Below are 20,835 nucleotides of genomic sequence, written 5' to 3' on the forward strand. Positions count from 1 at the left end.
GACCGGCGCTCGGATACAGGCGGAAGCTGTACCGAAGCTGCACGCCCAGCATGATACGCAGTTGGTTTATGGGTATCGATGAGAACATTCGTACAAGCCGTCACTGTGTTTTTCGCATGCATGTCCACTTGGTTTTCGTGACGAAGTACCGGCACTCCGTCTTCGCCGACCAGCACCTGACACGGTGCGAGGAGATCACGCGAAGCGTGTGCGAGGACTTCGAGGCCGAACTGGTGGAGTTCAACGGCGAGACCAACCACATCCACCTCCTCGTGAACTACCCGCCGAAGGCCGCCGTCTCGAAACTGGTGAACTCCCTCAAGGGCGTGTCCTCGCGCAGACTCCGCCAGGAGTTCCCCGACCTCCACCGCCACTACTGGCGCGCACAGCGCCTGTGGTCCGGCTCGTACTTCGCCGGGTCCGTCGGCGGCGCACCGCTCAGCATCGTCAAGCAGTACATCGAGCAGCAGAACCGGCCACTCTGACTCTGGTCAGCGTGAACAGTGCAGATCCGTGCACACAGCCGAGGTCAGAGCAGGCCAAAGATTCGCTTCACCACCGGGCCGAAGCCCGGTGGTGAAGCGAATAGCCCCGGTAGCCCATCGCGGCGATCCGTACCGTGTCCGCGAGAACACGCTGCCGTCGATCCGCTCCGCCCTCGAACGGGGGGCGGACGCGGTCGAGATCGATGTGCGGGTCACCCGCGACGGCGTACCGGTCCTGCTGCACGACTCCACACTGGAGCGGCTGTGGGGCCATGACGTGCGTCTTGACCGGCTGCCCCACAAGGAGCTCACCGAGCTGACCGCGGGTGGTGTGCCCACACTGCGCGACGCCCTGCTCGCCGCCGGAACACACCGCGTCATGGTCGATCTGCCCGGCTCCACCGATGATTCCGTACGCAGGATCGTCGGTGTGGTGCGCGAGTGCGGGATGGGTGAGCGGGCGTACTACTGCGCGGGCCCGGATGCCATGCTGCGCGTACGGGCCGCCGATCCGAACGCCGAGATCGCCCTGACCTGGACAACCCTCGCACCCCCGCGCGCCGCGCTGCTGGACGCGGTGAGGCAGCGGTGGCTGAACTACCGGTTCGGGCCTGGTGGATCGGGAGCTGACGGACCGTCTCCACCGGGACGGACTGCTTGTCTCCGCCTGGACGGCCGACACGCGACGCACCATGCGCCGCCTCGTCCGGCAGGGGGTCGACTCGATCACCACCAACCGGGTCGACACGCTGCAGAAAGTACTCACCAACTCCTGCACTCTTTAAACCGACCGGCAAATGGGGGGGTGGGAGAAGGAGCGGGGCTGGGTGCGTGCAGCTGCAAGGCGGAGGATTGAGCCAACGCGGCGCGTTGGTGATTGACGACAACGCGGCAGATGTGCGTGCCCAGCCCCGCGACGCCGCCCCCCATTTGCCGGTCGGTCTTAACCTGTGCGGCGGGGCCGTGGCGTCGTGGTGCGGGGGGCGCGCCGAGTTCTGCCCCCACGCCCTTCCCCGCAGGTTCACCGGCCCCGCATGCTGAAGGGCGCACGGCGGAAGGGAGCCGGGCGCGGCGTATCGGCCCGGACCGGTCCGCGCAGGGAGGACGCGATGGAGCAGGCAGCGGATCAGGGGCCTTCCGTGCAGGAGGTCGGAGCGTGGTACGACCGCTTGGGGGGTCTGTACAGCCTGACGATGGGCGACAGCATGCACCTGGGCATGTGGGACGACGGGTTGCGCCCGAAGCCCGGGCGGACGCTGTCGGCGGACGAGGCGTGGCAGGAGCTGACAGCTGCGCAGGACCGGTGGACCGATGAACTGATCGACGAGCTCGCCCTCGGGCCCGGTCAACGGGCGCTGGACGTGGGCTGCGGCACCGGGCGGCCCACGGTCCGTCTGGCTCAGGTCTCCGGCGGGCATGTCCTCGGTATCACCGCCAGCAGCGCCCAGGTCGAGCAGGCCCGCGACCGCGCCGCCCGCGCCCAAGTCGCCGACCGCACCGGGTTCCTGCAGGCCGACGCGATGAACCTGCCATTCGAGGACGCGTCGTTCGATGCCGTGTGGGCTATCGAGTCGTTCGCGCACTTCGCCAACCGCCCCCGTGCTCTGCACGAGGTCAGGCGCGTTCTGCGCCCCGGTGGCCGGCTCGTCCTGGCGGACTGCTTCGAACACGTCCCGTTCACCGACCAGGATGTGACGCTGTTCCGCGCAGGCTTCGCGCTCGCTCGCCTACCTGGCTCCCTCGACCACTACCCAGCCCTCGCCCGGCAGGTCGGCTTCACCATCGACCGCGTACGTGACAGGACCGGTGACTTCACACCTACCTACCACCTGATCGCCCAGATCTTCGCGGCACGTCGCCGGCAGATCGAGGAACTCCTGGGCACCGACGTCGCCACGCAACTGGACTCGGCCTATCCGCTGATCCTCGGCCTGTGCCGGGACAAAATGGGCTACGTCATGGTCCGTGCCGGCAAACCTGCCCCGTGACCGCCACGCTCGCCGATCTCCGAGCTGGACTCAGTGAACGGAGAACCCGCCGTCGACGAAGATCGCCTGCCCGGTGACGTAGCCGGAGGCGTGGCTGGCCAGGAACACCGCCACTCCGGCGAAGTCCTCGGCCAGGCCGTTGCGCCCGACCATCGTGCGCGTGGCCAGCGCCGCCACCTTCTCCGGGTCGGACGACAGCCGCGCATTGAGCGGGGTCATGACAAAGCCGGGCACCAGCGTGTTGCAGGTGACGCCGTGTGGCGACCACGCCTCAGCTTGTGAGCGGGCCAGTGCCTCCAGCGCCCCCTTGGAGACACCGTAGGCACCGCTCTGGACGAACGCCCTGTGCGCCTGCTGGGAAGTGATGTGGATGATCCGCCCGAAGCCCCGCTCGGCCATGCCGGGCCCGAACCGCTGGCCCAACAAGTAGGGTGCCTCCAGGTTCACCGCCATCGTGGCGTCCCACACGTCCTCGCCCAGCTCGCCCATCGGCGGCCGCAGGTTGATCCCGGCGCTGTTGACGAGAATGTCGGGCTCGCCGAACACCTCGGCTGCCTGCTCCGCCGCCGCGCGCACCCCGTCGCGGGTGCTCAGGTCGGCGCTCACCCAGGCCGCCCGGCAGCCGTCCGCCGCCAGCTCGTCAACCGTGGCGGCCAGTTCCGACTCCTTACGCGCCACGATCACCACGCTCGCCCCCGCTCGCGCGAGGGCCCCGGCGACGGCTCGGCCGATGCCGGAACTGCCGCCCGTCACCACGGCGACCCGGCCGTCCAGCGAAAACAGTTCGGAGAGGTAGCCAGGCGAGATCATGCCCACACTCTAGGGCGTGTGTCGAAAGTAGCGTCGTCCGCCCACAGGGCGGGGCCGGGGGCGTTCGGTGCGTGCGATCGCAAGGCGGAGGGAGGAAAGCGCAGCGGGCTGCGCCGACGACCGGCAACGCAGCGAGCTCGATGGATCGAGACTTGGCTACCAGCCCTTCTTGATCGGTCCGGCATCATGGACCGCGCCGTCCATCCGCCGTGATGCGAGCCCCCGGAGCCAGAGGAGCAAAGACGTGACCGAAGCCCGCAGCACCCCTCTCAACGAGCGCATCCGTTCCGACATCGCCCACAACGCGCGGGTCTGGAACCACTGGCTCGGCGGCAAGGACAACTACCCCGTGGACCGGGCGGTCGGCGACCAGGTCACCGGCATGTATCCGAGCATCCGCGAAGTGGCGCGCGCCGACCGGGCGTTCCTATGGCGGGCCGTCCAATATCTCGCCGGTGACGCGGGGATCGGCCAGTTCCTCGACATAGGCTCCGGCCTGCCGACCGCCGACAACACGCACGAGGTCGCCCAGTACACCGCCCCCGGCTCCCGCATCGTGTACGTCGACAACGACCCGATCGTGCTGGCACACGCCCGCGCGCTGCTCACCAGTTCGCCGGAGGGCGCGACCGAGTACATCGACGCCGACGCCCGTCACCCGGAACAGATCCTGCGGGCCGTCGAACCGACGCTGGACCTGAAGAAGCCGGTCGCGGTCATGCTGCTCGGCATCCTCAACTTCGTCCTCGACACGGACGAGGCACGCAGGATCGTACGGACGCTGATGGACGCGATGCCGTCCGGCAGCTATCTGGTGCTCACCCACCCCACGCTGGAACTGGGCGGTGAGGGCAACGAGGCGGCGATGCGGTTCTGGAACGAGAACGCCACCCCGCCGATCACCGCGCGCAGCCGCGCCGAGTTCGCCACGTTCCTGACGGGGCTCGAACTCGTGGAGCCGGGCATCGTGTCCTGTGCCCGCTGGCGCGCCGAGCCCGGTGCGGCGGAAGTCGCCCAGTTCGGCGCGGTGGCGCGGAAGCCTTAAGCGGAAGCCTTAATGGGCTTACGGGGGGCGGGGCTCAGACGGCCGCCGCAGCGGACACCGGTGCCGGCGGCTTCTCCTGCGACAGGGCCTCCAGCCGCTTGATCATGCGGCGTACGACGAGCAGCGGGATCACCCCGAAGACTCCGAACGACATGTCGATGACCGACCACCAGAAGGGAATGCCGCGGATCGGTCCGCAGATCAGGGCGAGCGGGATGATCCCGGCGCAGGCGATCATCCCGAACTCGATGACCCAGATGTTGCGGACCGGGTCGCGGTAGGGGCCGTAGAAGGCAACCGCGATGACGAGGTGCGCGAAGGCCAGCCAGTCGGTGCCGTACAGCACGAAGGGGTACTTCGCGTCGGCCTCGTCGAGACCGGTGCGAACCCTGGTGATCCACTCCATCAGGGCCGGGAAGTGCTCGGGAACGGGAGAGGCCGAGGACTTCAACAGGTCCTCGGCCCAGTGGAGTTCATGGACGAGCGGAAAGGCGGTCAGCCCGCTCAGCACCAGACAGACGATAAAGACGACCAACCACACGCGTATGCGCCTCAGCAAGGCTCTTCGCTCGCTCATGTCCGCAGCGTACGCCCCTGTTTACACGCCCTTTACGCCACCCCTGGGCCGCTTTCACAACCCGACGATGGAGTTCCACTTCTTCGCGAAATCGGTGCGCTCCTCGGATGTGATGTCGCGGGCGATCGCCAGCCGCTCGCGCATCGCCTCGTCGGGGAAGATCAGCGGTTCCTCGGCGAGCGCGGCGGTCTCCTCATTCTTGGAGGAGGCCAGCACCTCGCGGGCGGCGGGGACGGGGCAGACGTAGTTGACCCAGGTCGCCAACTCCGCGGCGACCTCGGGCTCGTAGTAGTAGTCGATGAGCTTCTCGGCGTTGCGCTTGTGGCGGGCGAGGTTGGGGATCAGGAGGGACTCCGCCCAGAGTTCGCCACCCTCCTCGGGCACCACGAACTCGATCTCCGGGTTGTCGGCCTGGAGTTGGATGACGTCGCCGGAGTAGGCCTGGCAGGCCAGCACATCGCCGGTCGACAGGTCCTTGATGTAGTCGTTGCCGGTGAAGCGGCGGATGTGCTTCTTCTTCACCAGCTTCTCCATCTGGTCGCACACCTCGTAGAAGTCGTCGCGCTTCCAGCGGGTGACGTCGACGCCGTTGCCCAGCATCAGAAGGGCCAAGGACTCGTCGAGCCCGGACAGCAGTGTCACCTTGCCGCGCAGGTCGTCCGCCCACAGATCGCTCAGGCTCCTGATCTCGCGGCCGAGCTTCTTGCGGTTGTATGCGATGCCGGTGATCCCGGACTGCCAGGGGACGCTGTGCGTCCGGCCCTTGTCGAAGGCGGGTGAACGCAACTGCGGATCCAGGTACTTGGCCACGTTGGGCTGCTTGGCCCGGTCCATCTCCTGCACCCAGCCGAGCCGTACGAACCGGGCGGCCATCCAGTCGCTGACGACGATCAGGTCCCGGCCGGTCTCCTGATGGTTCATCAGCGCCGGGCTGATCTTCCCGAAGAACTCGTCGTTGTCGTTGATCTCCTCGGTGTACGTGACGGAGATCCCGGTCCGCTTGCTGAACGCGTCGAGGGTGGGCCGCTTCGACGTGTCCTCGTCGTCGGTGTCGATGTAGAGGGGCCAGTTCGCGAAGTGCAGGGAGTGGTCGCTCGCCGAGGTGTCGCGTCCGGCACGGTCACCGGGCTCCACATAGGCGGCGGGCACTCCGCAGCCGGCCAGCGATGCACCGGCCGCTGTGGCCCCGAAGGCGCGCAGCAGGGACCGGCGGGACATGGGGTTCTTCGGGATTGCTCGCACCTGCGCAGGATGCCGGTCGGGCGACGTCGCGGCAATGGACCAACCGTCCAGCGGTACACGCTCCGTCCGCACACCCTGTCGATGCCATCGTCGGCGCTGTTGCCGATGCCGGGAACGGAAACGGCCCCGGGCTCATGCCCGGGGCCGTACACCGTAACTGACGAGGACTCAGTCGTCGAGCGAGGTCATGACGTGCTTGATGCGGGTGTAGTCCTCGAAGCCGTACGCGGAGAGGTCCTTGCCGTAGCCGGACTTCTTGAATCCGCCGTGCGGCATCTCGGCGACGAGCGGGATGTGGGTGTTGATCCACACGCAGCCGAAGTCGAGGCTCCTGGACATCCGCATGGCGCGGGAGTGGTCCTTGGTCCACACCGAGGAGGCCAGAGCGTACTCGACGCCGTTGGCGTACTCGACGGCCTGGGTCTCGTCCGTGAACTTCTGGACGGTGATGACCGGGCCGAAGACCTCGTTCTGGACGATCTCGTCGTCCTGCTGGAGGCCGGAGACGACGGTCGGGGCGTAGAAGTAGCCCTTCTCGCCGACCCGGTGGCCGCCCGCCTCGACCTTGGCGTGGGCGGGGAGCCGCTCGATGAAACCGCTGACCTGCTTCAGCTGGTTGGCGTTGTTGAGCGGGCCGTACAGCACCTCCTCGTCGTCCGGCTGCCCCGTCTTGGTGTCGGCGGCGGCCTTGGCGAGGGCGGTGACGAACTCGTCATGGATGGACTCGTGGACCAGGACGCGGGTCGCGGCCGTGCAGTCCTGGCCCGCGTTGAAGAAGCCCGCGACGGAGATGCCCTCGACGGCCTTGGCGATGTCGGTGTCCTCGAACACGACGACCGGGGCCTTGCCGCCGAGCTCCAGGTGGACCCGCTTGACGTCCTTGGCGGCGGACTCGGCGACCTGCATGCCGGCCCGCACCGAACCGGTGATGGAGGCCATCGCCGGGGTCGGGTGCTCGACCATCGCGCGGCCGGTGTCGCGGTCGCCGCAGATGACGTTGAAGACGCCCTTGGGGAGGATCTGGCCGACGATCTCGGCCATCAGCACGGTCGACGCCGGGGTGGTGTCGGACGGCTTGAGGACGACGGTGTTGCCCGCGGCAAGCGCCGGGGCGAACTTCCAGACGGCCATCATCATCGGGTAGTTCCACGGCGCGACCTGCGCGCAGACGCCGACCGGCTCGCGGCGGATGATGGAGGTGAGGCCCTCCATGTACTCGCCGGCCGAGCGGCCTTCGAGCATCCGCGCGGCGCCCGCGAAGAAGCGGATCTGGTCCACCATCGGCGGGATCTCTTCGGTGCGGGTGAGCTCGATCGGCTTGCCCGTGTTCTCCGACTCGGCGGCGATGAGGTCCTCGGCACGCTCCTCGAAGGCGTCCGCGATCTTCAGCAGGGCCTTCTGACGCTCGGCGGGCGTGGCGTCACGCCAGGCGGGGAAGGCGGCCGCGGCGGCGTCCATCGCGGCATCGACGTCGGCCTGGCCGGAGAGCGGCGAGGTCGCGTAGACCTCTTCCGTCGCCGGGTTGACCACATCGATGGTCCGCCCGTCAGCGGCGTCCCGGAACTCTCCGTTGATGTAGTTGCGCAGACGGCGCACCTCGGTGGTCACAACCACCCCTCCTGTCAACACGTCCAGTGGATGAGATGTCCAGCCTAGTCGCTCAGGTATCGCTTTCGACATGCCCAACCGCCGGGAACTTCGGATTCAGTGAGATAAAGACCCTCAGACAACGAATTTCATCGATCTGGGGTTGCCAGACCGACGAGTCCCGGTGCACAGTGGATGCGTGGCCAGTCGCAACGCAGACTCCAGGACAGGGAGCGGATCGTCCCCAGCGGTCGATGCCGTGTCCCTCGCAATCATCGAGCAGCTCCAGGAGGACGGCCGTCGTCCGTACGCCGCGATCGGCAAGGCCGTCGGCCTTTCCGAGGCGGCCGTGCGACAGCGCGTCCAGAAGCTGCTCGATCAGGGTGTGATGCAGATCGTCGCCGTCACGGACCCGCTCACCGTGGGATTCCGGCGGCAGGCGATGGTCGGCATCAATGTCGAGGGCGACCTCGATCCCGTCGCCGAGACTCTGTCGGCCATGGCCGAGTGCGAGTACGTGGTGATGACCGCGGGCTCCTTCGACCTGATGGTGGAGATCGTCTGCGAGGACGACGACCACCTGCTGGAAACAATCAACAAACGCATCCGGGCCATCCCCGGTGTGCGCTCCACCGAGAGCTTCGTGTACCTGAAGCTCAAGAAGCAGACATACATGTGGGGAACCCGATAGCCGTGAGCAAGGACCTCAGCCGAACCGCGTACGACCACCTGTGGATGCATTTCACCCGCATGTCGGACTACGAGAACGCGCCCGTTCCCACCATCGTGCGTGGCGAGGGCACTTACATCTACGACGACCAGGGCAAGCGCTACCTCGACGGGCTGTCCGGCCTGTTCGTGGTCAACGCCGGTCACGGCCGCCACGAGCTCGCCGAGGCGGCGTACAAGCAGGGCCAGGAGCTGGGCTTCTTCCCGGTCTGGTCCTACGCCCACCCGAAGGCCGTCGAACTGGCCGAGCGCCTCGCCGACTACGCGCCGGGCGACCTCAACAAGGTCTTCTTCACCACCGGTGGCGGCGAGGCCGTCGAGACCGCCTGGAAGCTGGCGAAGCAGTACTTCAAGCTCCAGGGCAAGCCGACCAAGTACAAGGTCATCTCGCGTGCGGTCGCCTACCACGGCACCCCGCAGGGCGCCCTGTCGATCACCGGCCTGCCGGCCCTGAAGGCCCCCTTCGAGCCGCTGGTCCCCGGCGCGCACAAGGTGCCGAACACCAACATCTACCGCGCCCCGATCCACGGCGACGACCCGGAGGCCTTCGGCCGCTGGGCCGCCGACCAGATCGAGCAGCAGATCCTCTTCGAGGGCCCGGACACCGTCGCCGCGGTCTTCCTGGAGCCGGTGCAGAACGCCGGTGGCTGCTTCCCGCCGCCGCCCGGATACTTCCAGCGCGTGCGCGAGATCTGCGACAAGTACGACGTGCTGCTCGTCTCCGACGAGGTCATCTGCGCCTTCGGCCGTCTCGGCACGATGTTCGCCTGCGACAAGTTCGGCTACGTGCCGGACATGATCACCTGCGCCAAGGGCATGACCTCGGGCTACTCCCCGATCGGTGCCTGCATCGTCTCGGACCGCATCGCCGCGCCGTTCTACGAGGGTGACAACACCTTCCTGCACGGCTACACCTTCGGTGGCCACCCGGTCTCCGCAGCAGTCGGCCTCGCCAACTTCGACATCTTCGAGCGCGAGGGCCTCAACCAGCACGTCCTGGACAACGAGAACGCGTTCTACACGACGCTGCAGAAGCTGCTCGACCTGCCGATCGTCGGCGACGTCCGCGGCAACGGCTTCTTCTACGGCATCGAGCTGGTGAAGGACAAGGCGACCAAGGAGACCTTCACCGACGAGGAGACCGAGCGCGTACTGTACGGCTTCCTCTCCAAGGCGCTGTACGACAACGGCCTGTACTGCCGGGCCGACGACCGCGGCGACCCGGTCGTCCAGCTCGCGCCGCCGCTGGTCTCCGACCAGTCGACGTTCGACGAGATCGAGGGCATTCTGCGGACCGTCCTCACGGAGGCATGGACCAAGCTCTGACTGTCGGTCCGACCGGTTGACCGACCACTGATCGGTCAGCCGGTCGCCCCTGTCCGCCAGTCCTCCCGGCGGGCCAGGATCTGTTCGGCGTGATCCGCCGGACGGCCCTGCGACCTGACCACCCCTTGACCGGCTTCCAGCGGTCATTTCATACGGTCCACACGGCCCGGATGCGCCCGTTCGAGTGGGATGGAGCGCACCCGGGCCGTGTGCTGTGCCCACACCGCGGTTCGAATCCTTACGGTGCCGAGTGACCGATCGGCCCCTCTTCGTTCCCCCGTAAGGGGGACGGGACATACGATCTGAACCGAGGTGTACACCATGGTGGCCCCGCCGGACAACGACGTGATCTCGGCGCGTTCTCTGCACCACTCCCACAACGGCTCACCCGCGCTCGGCGGAGTCTCCATGGGTGTCCGTCACGGCGAGATCCTCGCCGTGACCGGCCCCAGGGGCAGCGGCAAGACGACACTACTGCACTGCCTGTCCGGTCAACTGGTGCCCCAGCAGGGCGAGGTGTGGTTCAACAGCGTTCCCGTCCACACCATGGGCCCCCGGCTGCGCGAACAGCTGCGCCTCGACAAGTTCGGCTGGATCGCCCCCCAGCCCCAGCTCGTACCGGAGCTGAACACCTGGGAGAACGTGGCTCTTCCGCTGCTGCTGCGCGACGCCTCGCACCAGGAGGCGAAGAAGGCCGCCCTGGAGTGGCTGGAGCGGCTGGACATCGGCGTGTGCGCCAAGAAGCGACCGCACGCTCTGCTCCAGGGGCAGCGCCAGCGGATCTCCGTGGCCCGTGCGCTGGCCGCCTCACCCTCGGTGATCTTCGCCGACGAGCCGACCGCGACCCTGCACCTCACCGACCGGTCGCATGTGCTGCGCACCCTCACGAGCGCGGCACGCTCGCACGGCATCACGGTCGTACTCGCCACCCACGACCCGGAGGTCGCCGCCCTCGCCGACCGTACGGTCGCGCTGCTGGACGGCCGCCCCGTCGCCACCGTCGCCCTTCCCGACGTATCCGACGCAGAGGGCAGGGCGGCGTGCTCGCTCTCCGTCTAGCCCGGGGTTCCCATCCGCTGGTCCTGATGCGGCGGCTGCTGGTCGCGGCCGCCTCCGCCGGGGTCGGCTTTCTGCTGCTGTGCGCACTGGGCTACGCATCGGGGCACCCGGCTAACTCCACCGCGGCAGTGCTGCGGCTGCTGTGGTGCTTCGTACCGCTCACCGCCGCCGTGCAGTTCGCGGTCGCGGTGGCCCGTACGGACCCGAGCACCCGGCCGCGCTCCGGGCTGTCCGCCATGGGCCTCGGACCGGTCAGGCTCACCGTGCTGGCCGCGGCCTCCACAGCCGTCTCCTGCACCCTCGGGTCGATGGTGGCGCTGCTGTTCTTCCTGCATCTGCGCGGCGATCGGTCCGGACTGCCGTTCGACGGTGCGGCGGCCGGGCTGCTCGACGCGGGCGCCCCGCTGCCGCTGGCGGCTGTGCTCGTGCTACTGGCCCTGGTCCCGGTGGCCGCGGCGACGGCCACCGGGCTGGCGCTGCGCACCCGGCCGGTCTCGACAACGATCCGGGACGACGTCTCCTCGGACGACGCGCCGGAGGACTGGCCACCCGCTCCGGCGGTGCCTCCGACCGGGCTGCCGTGGGGGGTGGCGCTGACCGCGGTCGGCCTCGCCGTCGAGGCGTACCTGAGCCGCGGCGACGGGCGCAGCCTGCTCCCGCTCCCCGGCAGACTCAACGCCGCCCCGGCCGCAGTGGTGGCGGGGTGGACGCTGACGGCGATCGGCCTGGCCGTGGCCGGACCCGGCCTGGCGTATCTCTGCGGGCGACTGCTGCAGGCGGTGCGCCCCGGCGCCGTACGGCTGCTGGCCGGCCGGGTTCTGATGGACGAGGCGCGCAGGATCGGCAGGCCGCTCGGTGTGGTCTGTGCGGTGCTCTCCGCGGCGATCGCCGCCTCCGCGCTGTACGACGGGACAGGGCCGCGCCCCCTCGGCCCGCTCACAGCACTGGGCGCGGTGCTCGTACTCGGCTGCACTTCGGCGACGGTGCTGACCTCGGCGCTCGAGGCCAAGCAGGACCGCACCCAAACGGCGCAGGCACTGCTGCGGCTTGGTGCGCCGGCCTCGGCTCTGTGGGCCGCGACGGCCCTGCGTGGCGCCGCACTGCTGGTCGTCTTCGCCCCGCTGACCTGGCTGGTCGCCGAGTTGGCGGCGCTGCCGCTGACGGCCTGAGGACGCCGGGTCCCAGCCACGCCCGTGTAACCGGGCCGCACACCCGGTGTTCGTCAGAGGGACGCGAGGTGGGCCACGAGCGCGTCGAAGAAGGCCTCCCACCCGTCCTCGGCCGCCGCGTACTGCTCAGCCGTGAGATTGCCGCCGCGCTGCTCGAAGAGCATTTCGGTGCTCTTGTCGCCGCGGTCGGTGAAGGTGACGGTGACGATCTCGCCCTCGATGTCGGCGGGTGCGGTGGCGTCCTTCAGGGTGAACACCAGCCGCTCGGGGGCGACGACCTCGCGGTAGACCCCGTGGAAGGGCATCTCGGTGCCCGGCACCACGATGACCAGGCTCCAGGTGCCGCCCGGCCTGACATCCATCGACACCCGGTCGAGCGGCACCTCGGCGTCCCCGCCGTACCAGGTGGCGAAGTGCTCGGGCGTCGTCCAGGCCTCGAAGACCAGTTCCCGCGGGGCGTCGAGGATACGGGTGATGTCGATGCCCTCACGTGCTGACTCAGTCATTTTTCCTGTCCTTCTCGGAGTCGTTCCGGATCTGCCGCAAGTCCTCCTCCAGCTTTGCACGGACACCACTGCGCAGACCCGCCGCGTGTGATCGGCCCGCGCTGCTCCAGTCGGATACGGCTGGGCCGGTCAAGTGAACGTGGCCGCGCCCTCCGCTAGGGCCGGTCAGAAGACGGCGGGCAGGACGGCGGTCTCCGCCGCGTCGAAGCCGACACCGACCGTCGTACCCTCCGGTGGGGCGTCCCGCAACGCGCACTCCGCCTCCAGGACCGGACCGCCCACCGGTGTCAGCTGTAGCGCGACATGATTGCCCCGGAACGTACGCGTCCCGACCGTGCAGCGCAGCCCCCAGTCCGGGGAGCCGACCCGGACCCCGGCCGGGCGCACCAGCAGATCGCAGGCCCCCTGCGGCGAGCCCTCGGGCACCGGCACCTTGCCCCACACCGTGTCGGCCACCGCGCCGGTCACCGTCGCCTCCACCACGTTGTCGAAGCCGAGGAACCGGGCGACGAAGGCGGAGGCGGGTTGCTGCCAGACCTCCAGTGGGGTGCCCACCTGGGCGATCCGCCCGTCGCGCATCACCACCACCCGGTCGGCGAGGGCGAACGCCTCACCCTGGTCGTGGGTGACGGCGAGCACCGTCGTACCCAACCGCCCGAAAAGCGTGCGCAGTTCGACGACGAGCCGTTCACGCAGGCCGCGGTCGAGCTGGCCGAGCGGCTCGTCCAGCATCAGCAGCTTCGGGCTCGGGGCGAGCGCCCGCGCGAGGGCGACACGCTGCTGCTCGCCGCCGGACAGCGCGGCGACAGCCCGCCGTTCTGCTCCTGGCAGGCCCACCAGGTCGAGGAGTTCACCGACCCTGCGCTCCTGATCGCGCCGCGACACCCCGTGCATCCGCAGACCGAAGGCGACATTGCCGCCGACATCCCGGTGCGGGAACAGCTGGTGGTCCTGGAACATCAGGCCGAGTCCGCGCCGGTGCACCGGCACCCCGGCCTGGTCCGCGCCGTCCAGCAGCACCCGGCCGCCGTCCGGCGGGTGCAGTCCGGCGACCACCCGCAGCAGGGTCGACTTGCCGCTGCCGCTCGGCCCCAGCACGCACACGATCTCGTGCTCGGCGACCTCCAGATCCACTCTGTCGAGCGCCGCCCGCTCACCGAAGCGAACCGTGGCCGATTCCAGTGTCAGCATCTCTAGAACTCCCCGGATCGGTCCGTGCGGATACGTTCGAGCAGCAGCAGCGAGAGGGCGCAGACCACCATCAGAATGGTGCTGAGGGCCATCGCCTGGCCGTAGTTGAGTTCCCCGGCCCGCCCCAGCAGCCGGGCCACGGCCACCGGCAGCGTCGGGTGGTCGGGCCGTGCGATGAACACCGTCGCACCGAACTCACCGAGCGACACGGCAAACGCGAAGCCCGCCGCGACCAGCAACGCCCGCCGCACCAGCGGCAGATCGACCTCCCGCCAGGCCCGCAGGGGTGACGCCCCGAGCACCGCGGCCGCCTCCCTCAACCGGCCGTCCACCGCCCGCAGGACCGGCAGCATGGTCCGTACGACGAAGGGGACACCGACCAGCGCCTGGGCGAGCGGCACCAGAATCCATGAAGTCCGCAGATCCAGCGGCGGCTTGTCCAGGGTGATCAGAAAGCCGAAGCCGACGGTGACCGCGGACACCCCGAGCGGCAGCATCAGCAAGGCGTCGAAGCCGCGGACGAGCCGCCCCGCACGCCGGGTCAGCGCCGCAGCGGCGAGCCCGCCGATGACCAGCGCGATGACGGTCGCGACCAGTGCGTACTGCAGTGAGTTCCAGATCGCTTCGATCGGTGCGACCAGGAACGTGCCCCCGCCGGCGTCGGCGGACCGCAGGGATCGGTAGAAGTCGAAGCCATGGCCGCCAGGAGTGGCCAGCGAGCGCTCGACCAGCACCCCGAGCGGCAGCACTATCAGCACGAGCACGGTCAGCAGCACCCAGCAGAGCAGCGCCCACTGCCCGGCGCCGCGCGGCCTGCGGGCGGTCTGTGCCGGGTCGACCAGCCTCAGCGCGGTCTCCCTGCGCCGTACGGTCCACGCGTGCACGGCGAGGATCGCGCCGACCGCGGCGAACTGCACCAGCGTCAGCACGGCGGCTGTCGGCAGGTCGAGCAGCTGGGCGGTCTGCCGGTAGATCTCCACCTCCAGGGTGGAGTACCCCGGGCCGCCGAGGATCTGTACGACCCCGAAGGAGGTGAAGGTGAAAAGGAAGACCATCAGCGCGGCGGCGGCCACGGCGGGCGCGAGGGCCGGCAGAGTGACCCGCCGCCAGGCGGCGAACCGTCCGGCGCCCAGTACCCGGGCCGCCTCCTCCTGCCGTGGGTCGAGCTGTGACCACAGCCCGCCCACGGTCCGTACGACCACCGCGTAGTTGAAGAAGACATGGGCGAGCAGAATTGCCCAGACCGTGGTGTCGAGCCGTACGCCCCAGAGTTCGTCGAGCAGACCGCCGCGTCCCAGCAGCGCCAGGAAAGCCGTCCCGACGACGACGGTCGGCAGAACGAACGGCACGGTGACGACCGCCCGCAGCAGTTGTTTGCCGGGGAAGTCGAAGCGGGCGAAGACATAGGCGCCGGGCAGCGCGATCAGCAGGGTCAGCGCGGTCGAGGCGAGCGCCTGCCAGATGGTGAACCAGAGGACGTCGCGAATGTCCGGCTGAGCCAGCACCTCGCCGATCCGGCCGAACTGCCAGACGCCGTCCGCCTTCAGCCCGCGACCGACGATCGCGGCGACGGGGTAGGCGAAGAACAGCGCGAAGAACGCGACGGGCACGGCCATCAGGCCGAGCCGCACCGCGCTCCCGCGCCACGCCGCTGCGCGCGCGGAGCCGGCGTGCCCAAAACGAGCGCGCGGCCTCTTTCCACGTGGCCCCTTGCCGCGCTCGCCCTTCCCGCCCGCGTCCGTTCCGCGTACGGGAGTCTTCGCTACTTCACTACGAGCGAGGACCACGACTGGACCCACTGCTCACGGTTCTTGGCGATCTTGTCCGGGGCGACGGTCGTCGGATTGTCCACCGTCACGCCGAACTTGCTGAAGAGTTCCGGCAGCTTCGCGTTCTCGGTGACCGGATTCACGAACATGTTGAGCGGCATGTCCTCCTGGAACTCCTTGCTGATCAGGAAGTCCAGCAGGGCCTTGCCGCCCGCCTCGTTCTTCGCGCCCTTCAGCAGACCGGCGAACTCGGTCTGACGGAAGCAAGTCCCGGTGGCGACCCCGGTCGGGGCCTCGGCCGGCTGCGGCTTCGCGTACAGCACCTCGACGGGCGGGCTCGAGGCGTAAGAGACGACGAGCGGCCGGTCGCCCTTGGCCTTCTTGCCGCCCGCGGAGCCGGAGAACTCCTCGTTGTACGCCTGCTCCCAGCTGTCGACGACCTTGACACCGTTGCTCTTCAGCTTCTTCCAGTAGTCCTGGTAGCCGTTCTCGCCGTAGGTGGCGACGGTGCCGAGGAGAAAGCCGAGTCCGGGCGAGGAGGTCGCGGCGTTCTCGATGACAAGGAGATTCTTGTACTCGGGCTTCGCGAGGTCGTCGAAGGTCTGCGGCGGCGCGAGCTTCTTGTCGGCGAAGTACTTCTTGTCGTAGTTGATGCAGATGTCGCCGGTGTCGACCGGGGTTACCCGGTGCTCGGCGTCCAGTTGGGTGCCGGGCGCCACCTGATCGATGCCCTTCGCCTTGTACGGCGTGAAGAGATCGCTGTCGAGGGCGCGGGAGAGCAGGGTGTTGTCGACACCGAAGAACACATCGCCACGCGGGGAGCCCTTGGTCAGGATCTCCTGGTTGAGCGCGACACCCGCGTCGCCGCTCTTCAGCACCTTGACGGTGTAGCCGGTCTGCTCGGTGAACTCCTTGAGCACGTCCTTGGAGGCGTTGAAGGAGTCATGGGTGACGAGAGTCACGGTCTTCGAACCGGAGCTCTTCGTGCCACCGGAACCGGAGTCCGACTTGTCAGAACTCCCGCAGCCGGCAAGTGTCGTGACGCCAAGCGCGGCGGTGACAGCCGTCGCCGCAAGCTGCTTGGTTCTGCGCGTGGTGCTCATTGTGGATTCCTCCTGGATTTTGGCCAGGAAGAGACGCGGCCCTGCCCTTGGAGAAGCGGGCAGGGCGCAACAGCATGAGTTGATGACCGAACTTCCTACCCGGAATGACCCGGGCGAGGTTCAGAGGGTCTGCGGCCGACCTGTTCTCGGTGCCGCACTCTCAGCGCTGTGGCGCTCCCCTGTCGGAATATGAAGTTGATTTCAGGCCCAGGTTACATGGGCCGTTTTGGCCTCAGCGCTCGGCTGCCGCCAACTGCCCGCAGGCCCCGTCGATCTCCTGGCCGCGGGTGTCCCGCACCGTCACCGGCACTCCGTGTGCCGCGATCGCCTCGACGAACGCCTTCTCGTCCTCGGGCCGCGAGGCAGTCCACTTGGAGCCGGGTGTCGGGTTCAGCGGGATCAGGTTGACGTGCACCCGTTTGCCCTTGAGGAGCCTGCCGAGCCGGTCACCGCGCCACGCCTGGTCGTTGATGTCGCGGATCAGCGCGTACTCGATGGAGATCCGGCGACCGGACTTCTCCGCGTACTCCCACGCCGCGTCCAGTACCTCGCGCACCTTCCAGCGCGTGTTCACCGGCACGAGCGTGTCCCGCAGTTCGTCGTCCGGCGCGTGGAGCGAGACAGCGAGACGGCACTTGAAGCCCTCGTCGGCGAAGCGCCGCATGGCCGGCACCAGGCCCACGGTGGAAACGGTGATCCCGCGCTGCGAGAGCCCCAGCCCGTCCGGCTCCGGGTCGGTCAGCCGACGGATCGCGCCGACCACCCGGTTGTAGTTGGCGAGCGGCTCACCCATGCCCATGAAAACGATGTTGGAGAGCCGCGCGGGCCCGCCCGGCACCTCTCCGTCGCGCAGCGCCCGCATGCCGTCCACGATCTGGTGGACGATCTCGGCGGTCGACAGGTTGCGGTCGAGACCGGCCTGTCCCGTCGCACAGAACGGACAGTTCATCCCGCAGCCGGCCTGCGACGAAATACACATCGTCACCCGTTCCGGGTACCGCATCAGGACCGACTCGACGAGCGTCCCGTCGTGCAGCTTCCACAGCGTCTTACGGGTGGTGTCGTCGTCGCAGCTGATGTGCCGGACCACGGACATCAGATCGGGGAACATCGCCTCGGCGAGCTTGTCCCGCGAACCGGCCGGGATGTTGGTCCACTCGGCCGGGTCGTGCGCGTACCGCGCGAAGTAGTGCTGTGAGAGCTGCTGGGCGCGGAAGGGCTTCTCGCCGATCGCGGCGACGGCTTCCTTGCGCTCGGCGGGCGTGAGGTCGGCGAGGTGCCGCGGCGGCTTCTTGGCTCCGCGGGGCGCGACGAAAGTGAGTTCTCCGGGTGCAGGCATGGTTCAACCAGTGTCGCAGATCGACCAGGGTGCTCTTCGAGAGCAGCGTCGTCCGCCCGCGGGGCGGGGCCGGGCGGGACTTTCGGAACACGCCCTGGCACTGACCGCGACGGCGGCCTCGGAAGCGCTGTGCCAGACGGCGTGAGGGCCCGCCGCCCTGTGGGCAACGGACCCTCACGCATAAAAGCCCAGTTCAGGACGGCAGGCTTTCCCGAGGCTCAGAGGCTGTCGGGTGGCCTCTCAGCCGGAACCCACGAAAAGTACCAGCAGCAGCCAGACCACCGGGGCGGTCGGCAGCAGCGAGTCCAGCCGGTCCATGATGCCGCCGTGGCCCGGCAGCAACGTGCCCATGTCCTTGATGCCGAGGTCCCGCTTGATCATCGACTCGCCCAGATCACCGAGGGTGGCGCTGACCGCGACCGCGAGCCCCAGCAGCAGTCCCTGCCACCAGGAACCGCCTTCGATCAGGAACTGCATGCACAGCGCACCGGCGACCATCGCGAAGGCGACAGCACCGAACAGGCCCTCGCGGGTCTTTCCGGGGCTGATGCGCGGCGCGAGCTTGCGCTTGCCGAAGCGCCAGCCGACGGCGTACGCACCCGTGTCACTGACCACGGTCAGCAGCAGAAAGGTGAGCACCCGCTGAGGCCCGTCGTCCGCGGTCAGGAGCATGGCGACAAAGGTGGCCAGGAACGGTACGTAGAACGCGGCGAACACGCCGGCCGTGACGTCCTTGAGATAGCCCTCGGGCGGCTCGGTCATCCGCCAGACCAGCACCGCGAGTGCGGTCAGCGCCATCGCCGCCCAGGCTCCCTCGGCGCCCCGTACGTAACCGGCCACCACCATCGCCGCGCCACCGACCGCCAGCGGGATGAGCGGCGCCTTGATGCCCTTGCGCTCCTCCAGCCGGGAGGTGAGCTCCCACAGGCCCACGACGACGGCGACGACGATCACACCGACGAAGACGGACTTCACGATGAACAGCGAGGCGACGATGACGGCGCCGAGCCCCACACCGACCCCTATTGCGGATCGCAGATCACGGCCCGCACGTTTCCTCTGCGGGGGCGGTGGCGCGGTGGACATGGGCTCCTGCGGCTTCTCGTCACGAAACAGGGGGCCGCCGCTCAGGCGTACGGTCCCCTGGTCCCGGTCTTCACGCTCGTCAGCATCTCTACCTGCGTCGGGAACGTCCGGCACGATGGGCATGGGCCGAGTTTGCTGGGCGTCATGCACCTCGTATGCAGGACCCGCCGGAGCAGCCCGCATCTCGGGCATACCCAAGTGGCCGGCTCCCTGCGGGGCGCCCCAGGAAGAGTCGTTCATCAGACTTCGAGCAGCTCGGCTTCCTTGTGCTTGAGCAGCTCGTCAACCTGTGCGACGTACTTCGCGGTGATGTCGTCGAGCTCCTTCTCGGCACGGCGCACCTCGTCCTCGCCGGACTCCTTGTCCTTGACCAGCTTGTCCAGGGTCTCCTTGGCCTTGCGGCGCACGGCCCGGATGGAGATCTTGGAGTCCTCGGCCTTCGCCTTCGCGACCTTGATGTAGTCGCGGCGACGCTCCTCGGTGAGGTCCGGGAAGGTCACCCGGATGATATTGCCGTCATTGCTCGGGTTGACACCGAGGTCCGAGTCGCGGATGGCCTGCTCGATGTTACGCAGCGCGCTCTTGTCGAACGGCGTCACGACGGCCATGCGCGGCTCGGGCACCGAGAACGAGGCGAGCTGGTTGATCGGGGTCAGCGCGCCGTAGTAGTCGGCGACGATCTTGTTGAACATCGCCGGGTGCGCACGGCCGGTACGGATCGCGGCGAAGTCCTCTTTCGCGACGACAACGGCCTTCTCCATCTTCTCCTCGGCCTCGAGGAGGGTTTCTTCGATCACCACGTGCTCCTGCGTGTCTTGAGTGGGCCCTGCGTGCTCGGGCCCGGCGGGTCCTGCGTCGCTCACCTGCACGGTGTCCGACCGGCAGGCCGTTGTCCATCCTTCGGGACCTGTCCCGGGTGTTCCCCGCAGGCCCCGGACCTTCCCATGGCTGCCCGGGAAGGTCCCCCGGTCTCAGGCCCGGGTGCCCTGGTCACTCACGAGCGTGCCGATCTTCTCACCCTTGACCGCGCGGGCGATATTGCCCGTGGCGGTCAGCTCGAAGACGAGGATCGGCAGCTGGTTGTCACGGCAGAGCGTGATGGCGGTGGCGTCGGCGATCTTGAGATCGCGGGCGAGCACCTCGCTGTACTCAAGTGCGTCGAACTTCACCGCGTCAGGGTTGGTCTTCGGGTCGGAGTCGTAGACCCCGTCCACCCCGTTCTTGCCCATCAGCAGACACTGGGCGTCGATCTCCAGGGCGCGCTGGGCGGCAGTGGTGTCGGTGGAGAAGTACGGCATCCCCATGCCGGCGCCGAAGATGACGACGCGGCCCTTCTCCAGGTGGCGCACGGCGCGCAGCGGGATGTACGGCTCCGCGACCTGCCCCATGGTGATGGCGGTCTGGACGCGGGAGTCGATGCCCTCCTTCTCCAGGAAGTCCTGGAGCGCCAGGCAGTTCATGACCGTGCCGAGCATGCCCATGTAGTCGGAGCGGGCCCGGTCCATGCCGCGCTGCTGGAGCTCGGCACCGCGGAAGAAGTTGCCGCCGCCGATGACGACCGCGATTTGCGCGCCGTCGCGGACGACTGCCGCGATTTCCCGGGCGATGGCGTGTACGACGTCGGGGTCGACACCAAGGCCCCCGCCGCCGGCGAACGCCTCTCCGGACAGCTTCAGCATGAAGCGTCCGGGTACCTTGCCGTCGTCGCGCTTGTGGTCACCTGTTGCGGCGTCCGCGCCCTTGTTCATGGAGATTCTCCTCGTGCACATACGAAGAAGGCCATTGCCGGTGGGTCTGGTGTCCCTCAGCGGCAATGGCCTCCTC

Annotated in this window: 19 protein-coding genes and 1 pseudogene; 8 read left to right on the forward strand and 12 right to left on the reverse strand. The window is 68.5% G+C overall.

Annotated features, from left to right (window positions below; translation table 11 throughout):
* Positions 1–68: 68 nt before the first annotated feature.
* The 3 genes and pseudogenes from tnpA (at position 69) to ABT115_RS29185 (ending at position 2,473) form a co-directional block, all read left to right on the forward strand.
* Entirely contained in the window at positions 69–485 is a 417-nt protein-coding gene (tnpA, locus tag ABT115_RS29175) for an IS200/IS605 family transposase (protein WP_351795968.1), read from the forward strand.
* A gap of 88 nt (positions 486–573) precedes the next feature.
* Positions 574–1,270: pseudogene (locus ABT115_RS29180) on the forward strand (glycerophosphodiester phosphodiesterase).
* A 324-nt stretch (positions 1,271–1,594) separates the two neighbouring features.
* A complete protein-coding gene (locus tag ABT115_RS29185; protein ID WP_351795971.1) occupies positions 1,595–2,473 on the forward strand; it encodes a methyltransferase domain-containing protein in 879 nt (292 codons plus the stop codon).
* 30 nt (positions 2,474–2,503) lie between these two features.
* On the opposite strand, the gene ABT115_RS29190 is transcribed toward ABT115_RS29185, so the two are convergent.
* Positions 2,504–3,283 carry an SDR family NAD(P)-dependent oxidoreductase gene (locus ABT115_RS29190; RefSeq protein ID WP_351795973.1) on the reverse strand — a complete coding sequence of 260 codons (780 nt, stop codon included), beginning with the start codon at positions 3,281–3,283 and terminating at the stop codon, positions 2,504–2,506.
* A gap of 244 nt (positions 3,284–3,527) precedes the next feature.
* Between ABT115_RS29190 and ABT115_RS29195 the strand changes: the two genes are divergently transcribed.
* A complete protein-coding gene (locus ABT115_RS29195; protein ID WP_351795976.1) occupies positions 3,528–4,328 on the forward strand; it encodes an SAM-dependent methyltransferase in 801 nt (266 codons plus the stop codon).
* 34 nt (positions 4,329–4,362) lie between these two features.
* On the opposite strand, the gene ABT115_RS29200 is transcribed toward ABT115_RS29195, so the two are convergent.
* The 3 genes from ABT115_RS29200 to ABT115_RS29210 form a co-directional block, all read right to left on the reverse strand.
* Positions 4,363–4,905, reverse strand: coding sequence for a hypothetical protein (locus ABT115_RS29200; RefSeq protein WP_351795978.1), 543 nt, complete (start codon positions 4,903–4,905; stop codon positions 4,363–4,365).
* A 54-nt stretch (positions 4,906–4,959) separates the two neighbouring features.
* The gene (locus ABT115_RS29205; RefSeq protein ID WP_351796025.1) at positions 4,960–6,123 is read right to left on the reverse strand and encodes an ABC transporter substrate-binding protein; all 1,164 of its coding nucleotides are present in this window, start codon (positions 6,121–6,123) and stop codon (positions 4,960–4,962) included.
* 192 nt (positions 6,124–6,315) lie between these two features.
* Positions 6,316–7,755, reverse strand: coding sequence for a gamma-aminobutyraldehyde dehydrogenase (locus ABT115_RS29210; RefSeq protein ID WP_351795981.1), 1,440 nt, complete (start codon positions 7,753–7,755; stop codon positions 6,316–6,318).
* A gap of 163 nt (positions 7,756–7,918) precedes the next feature.
* Here ABT115_RS29210 and ABT115_RS29215 point away from each other — a divergent pair, with 163 nt between their 5' ends.
* The 4 genes from ABT115_RS29215 to ABT115_RS29230 all read left to right on the forward strand — a co-directional run bounded on the left by ABT115_RS29215 (position 7,919) and on the right by ABT115_RS29230 (position 12,017).
* Positions 7,919–8,425, forward strand: a complete 507-nt coding sequence (locus ABT115_RS29215; RefSeq protein ID WP_351795983.1) for an Lrp/AsnC family transcriptional regulator — start codon at positions 7,919–7,921, stop codon at positions 8,423–8,425.
* Positions 8,410–9,789, forward strand: coding sequence for an aspartate aminotransferase family protein (locus ABT115_RS29220; RefSeq protein WP_351795986.1), 1,380 nt, complete (start codon positions 8,410–8,412; stop codon positions 9,787–9,789). The genes ABT115_RS29215 and ABT115_RS29220 overlap by 16 nt, the downstream gene beginning before the upstream one ends.
* 321 nt (positions 9,790–10,110) lie before the next feature.
* Positions 10,111–10,848: an ABC transporter ATP-binding protein gene (locus ABT115_RS29225; protein ID WP_351795988.1), complete on the forward strand. Its 738-nt coding sequence runs from the start codon at positions 10,111–10,113 to the stop codon at positions 10,846–10,848.
* Entirely contained in the window at positions 10,830–12,017 is a 1,188-nt protein-coding gene (locus tag ABT115_RS29230) for a hypothetical protein (protein WP_351795992.1), read from the forward strand. Before ABT115_RS29225 ends, ABT115_RS29230 begins: the two co-directional genes overlap by 19 nt.
* Positions 12,018–12,070: 53 nt before the next feature.
* Here ABT115_RS29230 and ABT115_RS29235 read toward each other — a convergent pair whose 3' ends face one another.
* From ABT115_RS29235 to pyrH, 8 genes are all read right to left on the reverse strand, one after another.
* Positions 12,071–12,523, reverse strand: coding sequence for an SRPBCC family protein (locus ABT115_RS29235; protein WP_351795995.1), 453 nt, complete (start codon positions 12,521–12,523; stop codon positions 12,071–12,073).
* Positions 12,524–12,688: 165 nt separating this feature from the next.
* Positions 12,689–13,714, reverse strand: a complete 1,026-nt coding sequence (locus ABT115_RS29240; protein WP_351795998.1) for an ABC transporter ATP-binding protein — start codon at positions 13,712–13,714, stop codon at positions 12,689–12,691.
* 2 nt (positions 13,715–13,716) lie between these two features.
* A complete protein-coding gene (locus tag ABT115_RS29245) occupies positions 13,717–15,330 on the reverse strand; it encodes an ABC transporter permease (RefSeq protein ID WP_351796027.1) in 1,614 nt (537 codons plus the stop codon).
* A 146-nt stretch (positions 15,331–15,476) separates the two neighbouring features.
* A complete protein-coding gene (locus ABT115_RS29250) occupies positions 15,477–16,586 on the reverse strand; it encodes a thiamine ABC transporter substrate-binding protein (RefSeq protein ID WP_351796001.1) in 1,110 nt (369 codons plus the stop codon).
* 232 nt (positions 16,587–16,818) lie between these two features.
* Positions 16,819–17,925 carry a dual-specificity RNA methyltransferase RlmN gene (rlmN, locus tag ABT115_RS29255; RefSeq protein ID WP_351796004.1) on the reverse strand — a complete coding sequence of 369 codons (1,107 nt, stop codon included), beginning with the start codon at positions 17,923–17,925 and terminating at the stop codon, positions 16,819–16,821.
* Positions 17,926–18,165: 240 nt separating this feature from the next.
* The gene (locus ABT115_RS29260) at positions 18,166–19,251 is read right to left on the reverse strand and encodes a phosphatidate cytidylyltransferase (RefSeq protein WP_351796006.1); all 1,086 of its coding nucleotides are present in this window, start codon (positions 19,249–19,251) and stop codon (positions 18,166–18,168) included.
* A complete protein-coding gene (gene frr, locus ABT115_RS29265; protein ID WP_351796009.1) occupies positions 19,251–19,808 on the reverse strand; it encodes a ribosome recycling factor in 558 nt (185 codons plus the stop codon). Before frr ends, ABT115_RS29260 begins: the two co-directional genes overlap by 1 nt.
* A gap of 174 nt (positions 19,809–19,982) precedes the next feature.
* Positions 19,983–20,759, reverse strand: a complete 777-nt coding sequence (pyrH, locus tag ABT115_RS29270; RefSeq protein WP_351796012.1) for a UMP kinase — start codon at positions 20,757–20,759, stop codon at positions 19,983–19,985.
* Between the last annotated feature and the right edge of the window lie 76 nt (positions 20,760–20,835).

Source organism: Streptomyces sp. NPDC001832 (genome assembly GCF_040297265.1).
Classification (GTDB): domain Bacteria; phylum Actinomycetota; class Actinomycetes; order Streptomycetales; family Streptomycetaceae; genus Streptomyces.